This is a genomic window from Mycobacterium pseudoshottsii JCM 15466 (assembly GCF_003584745.1).
Lineage (GTDB): Bacteria > Actinomycetota > Actinomycetes > Mycobacteriales > Mycobacteriaceae > Mycobacterium > Mycobacterium marinum.
Genome location: NZ_AP018410.1, coordinates 3,813,274 through 3,828,719, shown reverse-complemented (window position 1 = coordinate 3,828,719; position 15,446 = coordinate 3,813,274). Strand labels below are relative to the sequence as shown.

15 protein-coding genes, 2 pseudogenes and 1 riboswitch are annotated in these 15,446 nt (G+C 63.7%); of the genes and pseudogenes, 8 read left to right on the top strand and 9 right to left on the bottom strand.

Features of this window, described 5'->3' with window-relative positions; translation table 11 throughout:
• Window positions 1-13: 13 nt before the first annotated feature.
• The 3 genes and pseudogenes from MPSD_RS17425 to MPSD_RS17420 form a co-directional block, all read right to left on the bottom strand.
• A pseudogene (locus MPSD_RS17425) lies at window positions 14-493 on the bottom strand (IS1380 family transposase); the annotation flags it as partial.
• On the bottom strand, window positions 477-602 hold the full coding sequence (locus MPSD_RS30280) for a hypothetical protein (RefSeq protein ID WP_257535291.1): 126 nt from the start codon (window positions 600-602) through the stop codon (window positions 477-479). The gene MPSD_RS30280 and the pseudogene MPSD_RS17425, both read right to left, overlap by 17 nt.
• Before the next feature lie 72 nt (window positions 603-674).
• Window positions 675-1,163: an IS110 family transposase gene (locus MPSD_RS17420; RefSeq protein ID WP_086085771.1), complete on the bottom strand. Its 489-nt coding sequence runs from the start codon at window positions 1,161-1,163 to the stop codon at window positions 675-677.
• 634 nt (window positions 1,164-1,797) lie between these two features.
• Here MPSD_RS17420 and MPSD_RS17415 point away from each other — a divergent pair.
• From MPSD_RS17415 to MPSD_RS17400, 5 genes and pseudogenes are all read left to right on the top strand, one after another.
• On the top strand, window positions 1,798-3,036 hold the full coding sequence (locus MPSD_RS17415; protein WP_020786935.1) for an FAD-binding oxidoreductase: 1,239 nt from the start codon (window positions 1,798-1,800) through the stop codon (window positions 3,034-3,036).
• A 306-nt stretch (window positions 3,037-3,342) separates the two neighbouring features.
• Window positions 3,343-3,498, top strand: coding sequence for a hypothetical protein (locus MPSD_RS28195; RefSeq protein ID WP_156091950.1), 156 nt, complete (start codon window positions 3,343-3,345; stop codon window positions 3,496-3,498).
• A gap of 12 nt (window positions 3,499-3,510) precedes the next feature.
• Window positions 3,511-4,695 (top strand): annotated as a pseudogene (locus MPSD_RS17410) (IS30 family transposase).
• Between the two features lie 17 nt (window positions 4,696-4,712).
• Window positions 4,713-5,891, top strand: a complete 1,179-nt coding sequence (locus tag MPSD_RS17405) for an acyl-CoA dehydrogenase family protein (protein ID WP_086085772.1) — start codon at window positions 4,713-4,715, stop codon at window positions 5,889-5,891.
• Window positions 5,892-5,992: 101 nt separating this feature from the next.
• The gene (locus tag MPSD_RS17400; protein WP_020786938.1) at window positions 5,993-6,721 is read left to right on the top strand and encodes a 3'(2'),5'-bisphosphate nucleotidase CysQ; all 729 of its coding nucleotides are present in this window, start codon (window positions 5,993-5,995) and stop codon (window positions 6,719-6,721) included.
• Window positions 6,722-6,739: 18 nt separating this feature from the next.
• On the opposite strand, the gene MPSD_RS17395 is transcribed toward MPSD_RS17400, so the two are convergent.
• A complete protein-coding gene (locus MPSD_RS17395) occupies window positions 6,740-7,612 on the bottom strand; it encodes a DUF3159 domain-containing protein (protein ID WP_020786939.1) in 873 nt (290 codons plus the stop codon).
• Between the two features lie 108 nt (window positions 7,613-7,720).
• On the opposite strand from MPSD_RS17395, the gene MPSD_RS17390 reads away from it, so the two are divergent.
• Entirely contained in the window at window positions 7,721-8,266 is a 546-nt protein-coding gene (locus MPSD_RS17390) for a PadR family transcriptional regulator (protein ID WP_020786940.1), read from the top strand.
• Between the two features lie 3 nt (window positions 8,267-8,269).
• Here the strand turns inward: MPSD_RS17390 and MPSD_RS17385 are convergent, their stop codons facing one another.
• The 3 genes from MPSD_RS17385 to MPSD_RS17375 all read right to left on the bottom strand — a co-directional run bounded on the left by MPSD_RS17385 (window position 8,270) and on the right by MPSD_RS17375 (window position 11,745).
• On the bottom strand, window positions 8,270-9,469 hold the full coding sequence (locus tag MPSD_RS17385) for a MalY/PatB family protein (protein WP_020725778.1): 1,200 nt from the start codon (window positions 9,467-9,469) through the stop codon (window positions 8,270-8,272).
• A 67-nt stretch (window positions 9,470-9,536) separates the two neighbouring features.
• On the bottom strand, window positions 9,537-10,616 hold the full coding sequence (locus MPSD_RS17380) for a DUF190 domain-containing protein (RefSeq protein ID WP_012395090.1): 1,080 nt from the start codon (window positions 10,614-10,616) through the stop codon (window positions 9,537-9,539).
• A gap of 188 nt (window positions 10,617-10,804) precedes the next feature.
• Window positions 10,805-10,879, bottom strand: a riboswitch (Fluoride riboswitch).
• Window positions 10,879-11,745, bottom strand: a complete 867-nt coding sequence (locus tag MPSD_RS17375; protein ID WP_020786942.1) for a metallophosphoesterase — start codon at window positions 11,743-11,745, stop codon at window positions 10,879-10,881. Its footprint overlaps the riboswitch before it by 1 nt.
• A 401-nt stretch (window positions 11,746-12,146) precedes the next feature.
• Between MPSD_RS17375 and MPSD_RS17370 the strand changes: the two genes are divergently transcribed.
• Complete coding sequence (locus MPSD_RS17370) at window positions 12,147-12,467, top strand: DUF732 domain-containing protein (RefSeq protein ID WP_015356326.1); 321 nt, start codon at window positions 12,147-12,149, stop codon at window positions 12,465-12,467.
• 71 nt (window positions 12,468-12,538) lie between these two features.
• On the opposite strand, the gene MPSD_RS17365 is transcribed toward MPSD_RS17370, so the two are convergent.
• Window positions 12,539-13,534, bottom strand: a complete 996-nt coding sequence (locus MPSD_RS17365) for an alpha/beta fold hydrolase (RefSeq protein ID WP_011740650.1) — start codon at window positions 13,532-13,534, stop codon at window positions 12,539-12,541.
• Window positions 13,535-13,586: 52 nt separating this feature from the next.
• On the bottom strand, window positions 13,587-14,921 hold the full coding sequence (locus tag MPSD_RS17360; protein ID WP_086085773.1) for a M23 family metallopeptidase: 1,335 nt from the start codon (window positions 14,919-14,921) through the stop codon (window positions 13,587-13,589).
• A 32-nt stretch (window positions 14,922-14,953) separates the two neighbouring features.
• Between MPSD_RS17360 and MPSD_RS17355 the strand changes: the two genes are divergently transcribed.
• Window positions 14,954-15,427 carry a hypothetical protein gene (locus tag MPSD_RS17355; RefSeq protein ID WP_020786944.1) on the top strand — a complete coding sequence of 158 codons (474 nt, stop codon included), beginning with the start codon at window positions 14,954-14,956 and terminating at the stop codon, window positions 15,425-15,427.
• The last annotated feature ends 19 nt before the right edge of the window (window positions 15,428-15,446 follow it).

Below are 15,446 nucleotides of genomic sequence, written 5' to 3'. Positions count from 1 at the left end.
GCCGCAACGCAAGCTAGGCCTTTGACCAGGGCTAGTGGGTGGGTAGGTGCAGAACCGGCCGGCGTTGTGGGCGGGGCAGCCGGGCCGGGACGTCGACGATCTTGCGGCGCAGGGTCGATCCGCGTGCCCGCGTGTGTCGGTCCCCAGCCAGGACGCCGGTAGCGCGCAGCAGGTTGGGAGAGATCGCCGCGCAGAGCACCCAGGTGGAGTTCGCGGCGAAGTGGCCTGACGGGATGTGCGCCATGGGTCCGTCGATTAGGCCGGCGAACACGGTTTCGATGATCGCGTGTTGGCGGTGGGTGATGTCGGCCGCCTCGACGGGTAGGTCGGTGTTGGTGAAGAACGGGTGATACCGCCAGACCGGGAACAACGCGTCGGGGCGGCAGGCGTCCTTGACACGACGGACGACCAGGCGTGCGGTGATCCGGTCTTTGGTGGATGCGAAGGCGGTGTAGGGGATTTCGGCGACTTCGGCATCAGAGATCCAGCGACGAGAGTCCCTTGCACGGAATGTTCTTGTCGGCGATCTTGGTGTGTCCGAACGCTATCTCTCCGAAACCGCCCTTGCTCTGCTCAGCCGCGCTGATGATCAACCCGGCCAACACGTTGTGGTCCCAGCCGCGTTCACGGCATGGTTAAAACTCGCAGAGCCTCATGCGAATCGCCAGCCCGACTTACACCACTGCATGGGACGCGACGGCACGCCGCGCGGTAGCCAGCACCACCGCCTCGTAAGCATCCTCGAATGCCGACTGCGTGGGGGCGGCGTCGAATCGCTGGTGGTGCAGCCACCGGTCGGGGTGTTCAGTCCACGCCTTGCCGTCGTAGTTGACGATCCCGTGACGCACCAACAATTTCGACAACCGATGTCTGATCCGCATCAAGTCCGTTCTGGCGGCTTCTCGGGCGCGGACCAGATCCTGGGTAACATCCTCGGCCGCACTCGGAATCCACACCGGCACAACCTCGTCCAGCCGCAACAACCGCGCCAAATTCAGCGCGTCGCGCGCATCGGTTTTCACCCGATCACTCGCCGGGCGAAACAAGTTCGACGACGCCGCGACCTCGCATCGCAATCCCGCCGCCGACAACGCCCGCGCCAACCCGAAACCCGTCGGACCGGCCTCGTAGACCACCGCGCACGGGCCGGGCAGCTTGCCCACTCACTCGATGACCTTCGCGTGCGACGGCGTCAACCGCGCCCAAAACACGTCCGCGCTTCGCCCATCGATCGTCGCCGCGACAACCGAACACGCGTGCACATCAAACCAACACTTGTACGCTCGCAAAACACGGGGGCCTCCTTAACACCTGTCGGAAGGGCCGAGCACAGAACCGCGCTCGGTAGCCCACGAGATTGCGTGAGCGAGGCCCCGGCCAGTAAGTACGCCACTCGGCGAGCAGTCACCACATACGGTCTCATGCACCGCCTCGGACGCATCCCGCCCGCCGAAGCCGAAGCCCGCTACTATTCCCAACTCGTGACCGGTCGACCGGCTGGCTCACAGAATCCCGAGGGGGCATGAAACCGCATGAAATCCGGGATGGTTCACACCGGCCCGCCGCGGAAGTTTTGCGGAACTCGGGACAACCTCTTTCCCGCCGAACATGATGGAGTTTGGCATGGCTCTTGAGGCGTGCGATTTTCGAACCTTGGAGAACCTGTGCCCGGGGCGAGTGGGTGCTCCCGGCTCCCCGCTCTATGAGGCCGGGCGCAGAGTTTTTTCGCGCGCCGGACGCATCCGGTCGCCAGCGGCCGTGTTGCGTCCAGCTGATCGAAACCAGGTTGCCGCCATCATGGCCTGGGCGAATGCGGCGGGGATTCGGCTATCGATTAGGTCGGGTGGGCACAGCTTTGATGGATTCCCTGTCCGTGACGACGGCGTATTGCTTGACCTGCGCGGATTGAGCGCGGTCCGATACGCCCCGTCGGGATACCTGCACGCGATGACGGGCGCGACCGTCGGCGACATTGCGCGCGCGCTGGATGGAACTGGGCGGGCGATGCCCATCGGCGAATGTCCCACCGTGGGCGTCGGCGGGTTAGTGCTTGGCGGCGGGTTTGGCCAATGCACTCGCCACTTCGGCCTCACCTCGGACTTCTTGGCCGAGGCGACGGTTGTCACTGCCAGTGGACAGATTCATGTGACCAACGCAAATCTGTTCTGGGGGCTGCGTGGCGGCGCTGGTTGTGTAGGAATCGTCACGGACCTGGTGTTTCACACCGTACCGATCCAGCAAGTGACAGGTGTGACTCTCGGCTGGCGTTGGGACGCGGCAGTCGAGGCGATTCTTCTGTTCACTCAATTGATGCACACGGCGCCGAGCGAACTCGATCTGCAACTCAGCATTCGAACGACAGGTGCGGACCGTTATGCCGACGAAGCAAGCGCCGGCCCTGCCGACGTGATTCCCGGCACGCCCCGAGTGCGTATCGATGGCCAGTTTCTCGGCAACCAAGACGACGCCCGCTCGCTCATGCGGCCACTGCTCGAGCACCCTGCCGCCTTGCATGCATCGATCCGCGAAGAATCGTTTTTCGATGCCGTGTTCGTCTCGAACGATTTTCTTCACGACCCGGCACCCGCGACCCTCCGTCCACACCGAATAGCCAGCGACATCGGCCGAGGTGCACTCGGTGCAGTCGAAGCGGCCGCCATCGTCGGACAGATCAACGAACTTCAATTCGCGCCCGAACTGCCTGGCGGCGCAGTGGGCATCGAGGCGATCAACGGTGCAGTTGCCGCATTCACGCCGCAGGAAACCGCCTTTTTCCACCGCGGGCAGGACTTTGTGTATCACTGGGGGCTGGGTGACCGGTTGCCGGCTGACGCGGGCCTCGCCGCCCGGCACGACGCCCTGTTGCAAGAAATCCGGCACGACCTTGCCGGCGTGTTGACGGGCGGGCGTTACGTCAACTATGCCGACATCTTGGACACGCCGAACGACTGGTGGGGCGACGACACCGACCAGCTGATGTCCGTTGTTCAGGAGCACGATCCGGACCGCATCCTGATCTCCAGGCTTAACCCCTAATGGCCCAGGCCGGAGGCGGGACTGCGGTTAGAGGCTGTTCACATACTCGTGTGACTAAAGTGACTGGTCATATCGGTGTGATCACGATCGGGCGTCGCGCAATGGCATGAGACGGAGCCCGCGGTAGCAGATGGACACCACATCCCCTTGCTGCTGGGAACCCCGTGAATGCCTGTCTACCTTGTCGAGTCCAGGCAAACCAGTTGCCCCGTTGCGGGTTGCCCATGTCGTGACAGAACAGCGCGGTATCCCTGGGACCTCACCGACGAACAGTGGAATCTGCTGCGCTCAGAGGTTGAGGCGGTGATGGCGGATTCGAGTGGTCGTCGCAACACCTCGATGTTGGAGGTGTTGAATGGTTTGTCGTCAGCAGGCAGCAGACCGGGTGATCCGGCCGAAGCTGCGATCGCCGGCGTGGCGTCGGCGGTCGGGGCACGCTGGTTCCACAACGCTTTGATGTGAAGTTCCCGTTGCCTGTCCTTCGCTGAGTGTGAGGAAGTCGCGCTACTGCGGGTTCAGGGCAACGTGTTTGAGCAATCGTCCGGGCGATTCGGCGCGACCCGTCCACGATCTCACGGGAACTGCGCCGCAGCGCCGCTGTTCGCTACGGGAGCAGCGGTTTCCGGGCCTCGGTCGTGCTGTGGAAGGCCGATATGGCCGCATGTCGGCCCAAGACCGCGAAATTGGCCGCCAATCCGCAGCTGCATGATTATGTGCAGCAACGCCTTTCAGGGCAGATTAGCCACCCCGACGGCGGCACCATCGCCGGACCGCAACCGCCCCGATTCACCGGCCGCAACAAGCCCCACCGCAAGGACCGACCGTGGTCGCTAGCGTGGAGCCCAGAGCAGATTGCCAACCGGCTCAAAGTCGATTTCCCCGAGGACAAGTCCATGCGTATCAGCCACGAAGCGATCTACCAATCGCTCTACATCCGGGGCGGGGCGCGCTCAAATGGGAGTTGGTCTGGTGCCTACGCACCGGACACGCACTGCACGCGCCTCGGGAACGATCACGACGCAAGACCTGGGCCCACGTCACCCCAGAGGCGGCGATCTAAGCCATACCTGCCACCCGAGGGTGATCAGGACCCTACGACAGCCCCGAAACACCCTTCCAACAAGTTAAGGAAGGCGATCTTCCCATCGGGCTCGAACGCTCTCGGCGATCGGCACCGTCGTCGAGCGTACGACCGGGTTCACCATGTTGATCCACTTGGCCCGCGAAGAAGGGCACCGGCACAAACACTCGGTCAAGAACGGTCCGGCCCTGGCCGGCTACGGCGCAATAACGATGAAGGACGCCCTGGCAAACACCATGTCGACCCTGCCGCAGCAGCTCGTCCGGTCGCTGACCTGGGATCGCGGCAAGGAAATGTCCGCGCACGCCCAATTCAAAGTCGAGACCGGCATCCCTGTCTTCTTCGCCGACCCCCAGTCACCACGGCAACGCGGCACGAATGAAAGCACAAACGGCATGCTGCGCCAATACTTTCCCAAACGCACCGACCTCCCGCGATGGTCTGCCGAGGAAATCGAGGCCGTCGCTCACGCCCTCAACACCAGGCCACGCAAGACACTCGGCTGGAAGACACCGGCCGAAGCATTCCATGAACAGCTACTCTTGCTCCACCAAACCGGTGTTGCATCCACCGGTTGAACCCAGATAGAGAACAGATGATATCGACAACGAGTGGCCAGGTTGTCGCGCTGGCCCGCACCATGCGGGACCTGGTGCGGGCCGAAGCCGGCGAGTCCGAACGCCGGCGCACGCTCACCGACAAGATCGTCAACGAAATGTGGTCCACCGGACTGATGTCGGCATTCAATCCGACTGCGGCCGGAGGAACCGAGCCCGCGTTTGCCGAGATGATCGAGACATGGATCGAAATGGCCTGGCAGGATGGGGCGTTCGGTTGGATTGGGATCGCGAACCTGCCGTCGACGTTCGCCGCCGCCACGTATCTCCCCGACGACGGCTTCGCTGAGGTGTTCAGCGCCGCCGACAACCGAGTCACGATGGGCGGCCAGTTCTTCCCCAACGGGCAGGGAAGCGCCGTCGACGGCGGCTACCGACTGAGTGGATCGTGGAGCTTCGGCTCGGGGACCGGTCATGCGCAGTACATCGCGGCGGGCTTCTTCCCGATGGATGACGGTGAAATGCGCTGGATCCGTGAGGGTGTTCCGGACATGCAGGTGGCCGTGGTTCCGCGCGAGCAGATCACCTTCAATGACGGCTGGTTTGTGCAGGGGCTCAAAGGGGCCGGTTCCTATGACTACAGTGCCGAGGACGTGTTCGTGCCGCAGGGCCGCACCTTTGGACTATTCGCCCGGGAGCCGCGACGGGGAAGTTCGCCGGCCACTCGGATGGGGCTGATGCCGGTGACCGCGGCCGGCCAGGCCTCGTGGGCGCTGGGGGTCGCCAAGAGCATGCTTGACGATGTCACCGAACTTGCGGCGACGAAGTACCGGATGAGCGACATGGCCGCTCTGGCCAGTCGCCCCACTTTCCAGAAGGGCCTGGCCCATCACGTCGCGGCATGGCGCGCGGCGCGCCTGCTGGTCCTGGATGCCTTCACCACCGCCGAAGCCGCGGTCGGTGCCGGCCAGGAACTGACTCCTACGTTGCGTTCGGACATGCGCGCGGCGGCCGTCTTCGCCACCGATACCGCTCGAAGCTGCGCCGAATGGGCACATCTGGTGGCCGGAACGAGTTCAATCCGCGAGGGTAGCCGCCTCGAACGGGCGTTTCGTGACATGTACACCGGAACCCAGCACGCCTTCATCAGTGAGAAGGTCGCCATCGATTGCGCGCAGATCTGGCTCGGCATCGTCGAGGACCAGTTCGGACTCTGAGTTCACGCTCGATCCTCGGGGTGCGGAGGAAGATTTACCTGCTTGGCCAGTGATGTAATTTGGGTAAGAATTACCAATCTATCGCCGGAAATGGGTGTTGGATGAACGACCACGCTGTGGCTGCGTGGCTGGCCACCGAGGCAGGTCGCCTGCTGCTCGGAGTGCGGGAGGAGTTCGCCGCAGCCGAGGGTGCCCAGCGTAAGGCGGCGGGGGACAAGCGATCTCATGACTTTCTGATGGACAAGCTGGCCGCCGAGCGTCCCGGGGACGCGGTGCTCTCCGAGGAGGGTGCCGACGACCCCGTCCGGCTACGCAGCGAGCGAGTCTGGATCGTTGATCCGCTCGACGGCACCCGCGAATTCTCCGAACTCGGCCGCGTCGACTGGGCGGTGCATGTCGCGCTGTGGCAGGCCGGCCAGCTCGTCGCCGGGGCCGTGGCGCTCCCGGCGCAGGGCATCACCTTGGCGACACCACACGTCGAGCCACCCCCGGCGGCACCCGACAGGCCGCGCATCGTGGTTTCGCGGACTCGTCCACCGGCCATCGCGCTGGCTGTGCGCGACGCGTTGGATGGCACCTTGGTGGAAATGGGCTCTGCCGGGGCCAAGGTGGCATCGGTCGTGCAGGGCTTGGCCGATGTGTATGTCCATGCCGGCGGGCAGTTCGAGTGGGACTCGGCCGCCCCGGTGGCGGTGGCCCGATCCGCTGGGCTGCATACGTCTCGTATCGACGGGTCGGCATTGACCTACAACCGGCCGGACCCCAAGCTTCCCGATTTGGTGGTATGCCGCCCCGAGCTCGCTACCGCCGTGCTGGCTGCTACCGGCTGAGACTTGCTCGTGGCGTCGCTACGATTTCGTCTGCTTCGGAAGAACTTTCGCCAGGATGCTGGATGCGACATTGCCGGCCACAATCAGCGCGATCGCGGCGAGGGAGTCAACCGAGTTGGTGAGCAGACCCGCAATTCCGGTGACCGTGAGGAAGGACGGCAACCAGCCGACAGTCTGTAGGACGGAGGGAACCAGCGCCGGCTCGCCGTTGGCCAAATCGAACTTGGCGGCGGCGTAGTCCGGGTAGAAGTCGGTAATCGCCGCCGCGAAGAAGATCGCCGCCAATTGAAGGATCCACCCGGTCGAGAAGTTGGTGCCGTCATGCCACAAGTAGTCGCCGATGAAGCCGACGGTTCCCGCAAAGGTGAAGGCGCCCGCCCACACGATGGTGATCACCGTGTTGATCTTTTTGAACAAGGGGCTGTCCCAATGCTCCGGTGGCGTGGTGTCTTTGGCGTAGGCCATCGTGAATGGCCGTCTGATCAGCAGGGTGAGCCAGGCAAAACAGGCTAGGGCGGCGTTGGTGAGCTCCCCGGACCACAACTCGAGCCACTGGATTGCGTTGTCGGTCGCGAACAGGCCGACGACCAACATGGCGCCGAAGAACGCGGTGCCGAAGACCTCGAGGGCGTGAACCCTGACGCCACGGCTGAGGCCGGCAAGCATCACCAGCGCGGAGAGCCCCAACGCGCCGGCCGCCGCCAGCTCGAAGCGCCCGGGTCCGGACAGGATTGCTAGCAGTGCCCATGGGGCGATTCCCGCAAGCGGCGAGCGAAGGAACCCATCGAGGGCGCGTGCGGGGCTGAAGACCTTGGCCGGTGGCCGATCCGGCTGCTTGTCGTTGTCGACGCTGCAGAAGGCAGGCACACTCGGGCGGGCACTTTGAATCACCTGTACTCCTTACGTTTCCGACATTCCAATATCGACATGTCAAAAGTGACATGTCAATGTTGGCATGGCATTGGTGACATGTCAAAACTGGAGGGTTAGTATGGTTGGGTGAGCCTGCGACATGCGGCGTTGGGGCTGCTCTCCCAGGAGCCGGGAAGTGGATATGACCTGCTAAAGCGGTTTCAGCTGTCGATGAACAACGTCTGGCCAGCAACGCAGAGTCAGCTCTACAGTGAGCTTAACAAGCTGGCTGCTGCCGGACTAATCAAGTCCTCGGACCTGGGGCCACGGGGGCGCAAGGAGTACGCGATCACTGACGCGGGACGCACCGAACTCTACCGATGGATGACTTCGCCGCAGCAGGACCCACCGGTCCGCAATGCCGCGCTGCTGCGGGTCTTCCTGCTCGGCCAGCTAGATCCCAGTCAGGCCCGTAGCTACCTGGAATCGTTGTTGTCTTTGTCCGAGCAGGAAAAGACGCACTACGAACGGATCCGCTACGCCTACGACTGGGCTGAGGATGACGACTCCTTCTTTGCCCGGGCCGCGCTGGAGCAAGGGTTGCGGTGGGCCCAACAGGAAATCGAATGGGCCAAGTGGGTCATTGCCGGGTTGGACCAGCGCAGCGGCGTCGCGCCGGCGGGGCAAGGCTGAGGGCTACCGCAGCTCGCCGAGCGCCTTGCCCATCCGCGTCACTGCCTCAGTCAGAATGGCCTGGGACGTAGCGAAATTCATGCGCACGTGCCCGTCTCCGCCGGTTCCGAACACGTGGCCCGAACTCAACGCCACTCGGGCGTGATCGAGGAACCAGCTGGCCGGCCCGGATAGATCTGACACCACCGCAAGACCGGACGCATCCTGCTCGGAAATTCCGAGGTCTCGACAGTCCAGCCAGGCCAGGTAGGTGCCCTGCGGCCATCGCAGCCGCACCCCGGGAAGCTGCGCGTCCACCAGATCGCTCAACAACGTGCGGTTTGCGTCCAGTCCGGCCAGCAGCGCGTCAAGCCAGTCGCCGCCGGTTCGGAACGCTTCGGTGTGCGCAATGATGCCCAGGTGACTCGGCCCGTGGCTGACCTCTTCCGGCATCCGGCGTAGATCGGCGGCGGCCTCCGGACCGGCAACAGCCAACGCCGCCTTGACGCCACCCAGATTCCACGCCTTGGTGGCCGATGTCAGCGACAGCGCATTCTCGGAGCCGGGCACCGTCAGGTACGGGGTGAAACGTGCTCCGGAAAAGACCAGGGGAGCATGAATCTCGTCCGACACCACCCGCACGTCATATCGACGGGCGCGTTCGGCGACGCCGCGCAGTTCGTCGCAGCTGTGCACGGCACCGGTCGGATTGTGGGGATTGCACAACAGGTAAGCCACGTTGCCACCTGCGCGGCGCGCGTGAGCGAAGGCCTCTTCCAGCGCGTCCAGGTCGATCCGGCCATCAGTGCCCAGCGGCGCTTCGACCACCCTTCGGCCGTCGTGTGACACGAATGCGTAGAACGGGGCGTACACCGGTGAATTGACGATCACGGTGTCACCGCGATCGGTGACCAGACGCAGCATCTCAACGATGCCCATCATCACGTCCGGAACGATCGCCGTCCGGCCGACCTCCAGGTCGTGCCATTGCCAACGCAGCGCAGCGAATTCGGCAAGGGCTTCGGCATATGCGGTGCCGTAGGGGTATCCGGTATCGCCGTTGTCGACCGCTCGATGAAGCGCGGCGGCCACCGTGGGTGCCAGGTTCACGTCCATCTCCGCCACCCATAAGGGCAAGACATCGGCCGGGTGCGCACGCCACTTCATGCTTGTCCGGGTGCGTAGTTGCTCGAGTGTCAGTTGCTCGAGCGGGTTGGGGTTCATGGGCGATTACGTTAGCGGGCTGTGCGGTACCGACTTCACCGGACGTGGCTTGGGCTGTGCCACCTGGCTAGTAGTCGTAGCGGGCGATGACCGGTCCGCCCCGACCGCCATCGCCGTCGTCAGATACCAAGGCGGGCACCATTTCACTGGTGACCAATCCATGTTCGCGGGTCAATTCGTCAACCACTTCGAATGATTCGGCGATGTTGGTCGGGGTATCGATCACGATGGTGACGACCGGCACTTGGCGGCCCAGTGCGAACAGCTTGTCGCCGTGGGGCTGATGTTCGCCGTTGAAGCCCCAGATGCCGCGCAGCACGGTAGCCCCGTCGGGCCTCCGGCGCCGGTATAGGCGTCGCACGATGGCCCGGTGAATGGGAACCCCGTCGTGCCGGGCCGATTCGGAGGTGTAGATCATCAGCTTCTGCCACAGCGGCAGACCGTGTTCGTCGGCTGCGGGCAGGGCATGGGGACGGCCCAGCAGTTCACCGTCACGCTTGCAAACCCGAACTCGTTCGAGCGTGATCAGTGGACGGCGCAATAGCCCACCGAGCTCCGGCAGTACCCGACGGATGCGATCGCCCGAGCCAACGGCAATGATCATCATCGGGACGTCGGCGTTACGGCCGAAGAACATGGCGCGTTGCCGCCGCCCGTGCGCGGTGCCGTCAACACCCAGGAAAACCGAGGCACCAGCCAGTTGGCGTCGGTACATCAGATCGCAGATGGCCAGATAGGCGGGCATACCGTAGGCGCGTTCTTTGCGGCCAACGTAGACGGTCAACTTGGCGGCTTCGTGAAGTTGCTCTGACAATTCCAGTGGTGGCAGGTCCCCGCGCACCATGCGGGCGCGCTCGAGAGTGAGCAGCCCTCGTTGCTTGATGGCAAGCACCGGGTCGAGTAATGCCTCGATTTTGGGCCTACGGTCGGTACCGATGATCACCACGGGCGGATCCTCGGAGAGGGTCAGCGATTGGTCGGTCCGCAGGTGGCGTCCCGTCCCGAATCCACCGGCTCCGCGCAGCACGACGCTGGACGCGATGTTGTGTTCTTGGTAGAGGCTGAGCAGCACATCGGCCAGGAAGCCGTCGTCGGTTCGGCGCCGCTCACCCAAGTAGGCGCTCACCTTGAGGCAATCGTCATCCATGCCGGCCCCTGAAGCCGTGCTGCCTAGGAGTTTTCATGCCGCAGCGCCGCCGCTGCAACCGATGTTCGCCTCGTGGGCATCGGGTCGGTGTGTGCCTATGGGATGACCACCGTTGCGGCGCAGCTCGATTCGGGCCACGCGCGGCGCAGGACAAGCGCGGGAGTTTGGATATGCCACCTGGGACTCCTTTGTTCGCAGGTGCCATCAGCCGGCTGGCGGTTCAGAAGTCGAGCTTCCTGGCGAGCCCCATCGCCGCTGCTAGTTAACCGACGGCCTCTCGGTGGGTCAAGTCCGAATTCGAAGGCCCGTCGGTCCCGCGACTACTCAGCCGGTGCGATCCCAGAGCGGCGAGGTTGACTACCACCATGTTGTTGTCGATGGGATGCCCGTTTTTGCTCAGGCAGTCCACCACGGTGCGATAACCCTGCCCGTGCAGTACCGCCTGATAACGGTGGTGAAAGTGTCCGTGCCAAAGCCGACCCGGGCGGACGGCGTCGACAACGCAGCGCAGCCGCTCGCGATGCAGCTCGGACCGACGCAGCTCGAGTTCCGGGAACCCGCGCCGGTCGCGCGCCGCGCTGGGAACGGTGATTCCGGCCGGGCAGTCGTGACAAAACATGGCATCGGCTTCTCCGGCGGCCGCCGCAGCATTCGCCTGGCGCATGGTCAGTAGCTCCTGCTCCCACCAGGAGCGGCCCCGCTTGCGCAGGAAACGGTCGATCGAATAGGCGCCACCGAGGGCCAGACACCGGGTCTGGCCCCATAGCCAACGAAAACCCCGCGGCAGGTGCGCGAGGTGACCACGCAGGTATCGCAGACCGTCCTGGTCGATGGGCCAACCAAGCAATCGTTCGAAGTTCTCGTGGTTGCCGTCGACGAACCCCAAGACCATCCCGCACCGGTCCAAAGCTTCTTCGAGCGAATCCAGATACTCGTCGGTGAAGTTATAGCCGAAATCGCCGAGCTGAATCAGCACTGTCGCTTCGCGTTTGGCGGCGTGCTCGATCGCGCCGACGGCGTACTTGGCGTCGGAATGCCAATCGCCGGCGATCGCGACGCGCAACGGTTGGGCTAGAAAGGACCGCGTAGTCGGCTGTCGCAGCATCTGAGAATCCGGTGAGCCGTTCATGGACCGCCCTCCTAGCTCTGCGATCGAGCCGCCCAACGGCAGTCATCGAGTCCCAAAGACCGTTGGCATTTAGTCGCCGGGTCTGGACGAGGCCACCGCCTATTTTCCTTTCGAGGATACGCGGCAAAATCTGGACGGGTCAACCGTGCGGCATTAGCCCCCACCCGGTCTCGGTGGCTGCCGGTCTGCCGAATCTATTCCCAGCGCTCGCAAGTGGCGGGTCGGCATCTTTGCGGGCCGCGTCGAGCATCGGTAACCTTGGTGGTATCGCAGTGAAGTTCGCTGCAATCTCGCTGCAGGTGCCGGACTTGGCCGGGCCTTTGCGATGCGCCAATGCCCGGCAAGGCATCGTGCAGCGGGATTCAGGCCGGCCAGCCCCCGATCAAAGGCGGTGTGAGCCAATGAAATTGCTAATCGCGGTAATGGGCGTGTGCGCCGCGGTCGTATTCGGTGCGCCGGTGTGGGTTGCCGGTGTTGCCCGCGCCGGCGATGATGTCGGATTCCTGGTCGCTTTGCAGCGGATCGGCATCACCTATCCCAGCCCAGCCCAAGCAATCGATGCCGCCCGAGCGGTGTGCGTGTGCCTGGATCGTGGTGAATCCGGTCTGGCCGTAGTTCAGGAAGTGACGGCGCGCAACCCCGGCTTCGACATGGACGCTGCCGCGCACTTTGCGGTCATCTCGGCGACCTACTATTGCCCGCATCACCTCGCCGTGACCTGACGCGGCCCAAGGGTGTTAGTAGCGCAGCGGCGCGGGCGGTGCCGAAACAACGCCCTGTGGCCCACTTTCGGCTAAGCGGGACCATCGCATTGATCGACCAGAACCGCGCCATCGGCCCGGTCTCCGAGCGTCTGCAGGGCAACGTCCCCGCCCGCGGCGGTGACACGCACGATCTCGGCTAGCTCCGCCGGGGCGTCGCATTGCAGGTAATGGTCGGCGGTGGGAACCACCCAGTAGCGGCTTCGGCCGGGTTGGTTCTTCAGATACGCCTGCCATACATGGTTGGGGACACGCAGCGGCGCGACGGTGTCGTGCAGTCCCCACACCAGCGTGGTGTTGACGGTTATCGTGGAAAGTGATTCAAGCCAATGGGTTTCACCTGCAGCACGTTCATGCAGATACTGAACTGTGTCTGGTAGTGCCTGGATTCCATCGTTATGCGCAAAACACCTTGCCAAAGCGGTGATCTCGGGATCTTCCAGTGCCCTGCGTGGCATGAAGGTACTCGCACCGAGACCGGCCGCGAGTAGCTCGGGCGTCGTCGCGGCGGCGGTGGCTCGTGCCGTCGCGGGGTCGAGCAGCGCGGTTTGGAATGCGGTGAGGTTCGACAGCGGAAGGTAGATGTTGGCGTTGGTGATGATGAGGTCGATGGGCAGCGCCGGTGGATCCTCAGCGGCCAGCATTCCCAGTGCGATCATGCCGACGCTGCTGCCGCGGTCGTGGGTGAGCATCCGGAACTCGGTGAGCTTCCAGACCCGTCTGATCGCGTGAACGAGCAGACGGGCATCGTCATACAACGAGTAGACGTAAGGTTGCCGCGGCTTGTCGGACAGCCCGTAGCCCGGGAAGTCCAGCACATAGATGTCGAACTCCGAGCCCAGTTCGCGCGCCAATGCGAAGTAGTCGATGCTGGAGGTTGGGAAGCCGTGAACCAGGACCAGGGCTGGCGCGTCGGGTGTGCCACAACGGCGGGTGAACACCGTGACCTCGGCATCGGCATTGGCGGCAGTGGTTGAACGCCAGCGTAATGTCGAAGCACCGCTTTGCCATTCGGCGAAGATGTCCAAGACCATTCTCCTGTGCACTATTCCAACCACCGCGGGTGTGCCCGGCGGCGGCTTACCCGAAGTTCACGATTGCCAGCAAGACCGGAAGCTGCTTGGTGCGAGGCTCCGGGGCCGCGAGCCGGTCAGGTCCGAAGAAGGAGCCGCTGAGGTAGTTGTCGGCATCCCAGACGGTCGCCGGGCTGACCTGTCCCTGGTAGCTGAAGGTGTCCAGCACGTAGGGCAGTGCATCGGCTTCCAGCAGCGAAGGGCCGTCCATCAGCTGGAAGTGCAGATGTGGGGCGTTCGAATTGCCGGTATTGCCCAGCTTTGCGATCTCTTGGCCCTTTTTCACCTTGTCGCCCGGTTTGACCAGCAGCGAGCCTTTGATGAGGTGGGCATACATCGCATACGCGCCACCGCCGATGTCGAGGACAATGTGGTTACCATCGACGTTGTCCACCGTTATCTTCGCCGCCAATGCCGGATCCGATGCCGGCAGGATGCCCGGCACGTTGGCTTCCATGTCATCGAGCGTCGAGGTCACGGTGCCGTCGGCCACCGCATACACGCTGCTGCCGTAGGAGATATAGCTGTCGTTGTTGGTCTTGTCGCCGGCGAAAAAGTTGCCCTGGTCGTTTGTTCTCATCCAGTCGATGGCGAAGCGCTGGCTGTTGTTCAGCTTCATGTTCAGCGGGAGGATGGAGTCGCGATGGGCCCAACCCGGTTCACAGCAGCCGTTGAACGCCACCCAGTTGTTGCCGCGCAGCGGCGGACTGATCACCCGCGGCGTGCCGGCCGAGATGTCGAACGGCGCACCCAGGGTGTCCAAGGGGCCGGATTCGGCGCTTGAGCCCGGGGCAGTCACCCCGGCGCCATGCAGCCGCAGCATCACCGCCTTGGGGAACTGCGCCAACTTGTCGAACGTGAAGTCAAGCAGCAGCGCACGTGATCCTTGTGGCGGGATGGTGAAATCGGTTGACGGTCTTCCGGTCAGCTGTCGCAGCCGGTTGCAGTTTCCATAGCTGCACTTGGGGTCGACCAACTGGGTACCCGAGAACGAGGTGAGTACCTTGCTGGGGTCCTGGGCGTCGACTACATCGACGCTGGTGAGGGCCGCCGGAGCCCCGGTGGCGTTGGTGATCTGCACGTCGTACGCCAGGTGGTACTTGCCGTCGGTGCCGGGGAACGGAAACGTCGGCCGGCTGATTGGCGCGATGGTCAGCGGTGTGAACGCGTCGGGAACCGTTACTCCCTCGAGCGCGTTGTCTGTGCCGTTGGCGTTGGTCGAAGCGCCTTCGGCGCCAGTGATACTCGATGAGCATGCGGCAACAGAGAGTGCTAACCAGAAGACAGCCAACGACTTCCAGAACGGACTGCGCGCCCGGTGTCGTGGTTGCTCGTATGCCATCAGGTATGCCTCCTTGGTTGACGCCGGACTCCGTGAGCTTAGTCATTGAGAACCGCTACTTCGGCGAAGCCATCCGCCACCGGCTTACCATGCTGCACATGATCAGTACCCGGGTAATCGGCGTTGGCGAATATCACATTAGCAATGAGCAAGACGGCGTGATCAATGCACGGTATCTGTCGACGGCGGCGATGAAGTCCGGCGGTGCGATCGGTGTCGGCCGCGCGCGAGGCGACACTTCCAATGGTTTTCCCGGCGATTACCGGGCCCAATATTTCGATGCCGCCGGTGATTTAACCGGTGATCTCGATCTGCGAATACAACGGAGTGGAGCCTCCTACCGGTTGACCTGGCGGCACCGGCGGCAAAATGTCAGCCTGCCGGCGGCGGTTGGCGAAGTCATTTTTGAAGGCATCGGCTTTCCGAGTGGGGACCGGTCGATGGCGGTTAGCTATTGGATGACCGAGCAGGTGTCAGCCGCGATCGAACGTCGGCCGTTGCTGTGAAGCGCCGGGCCCAGCAGAA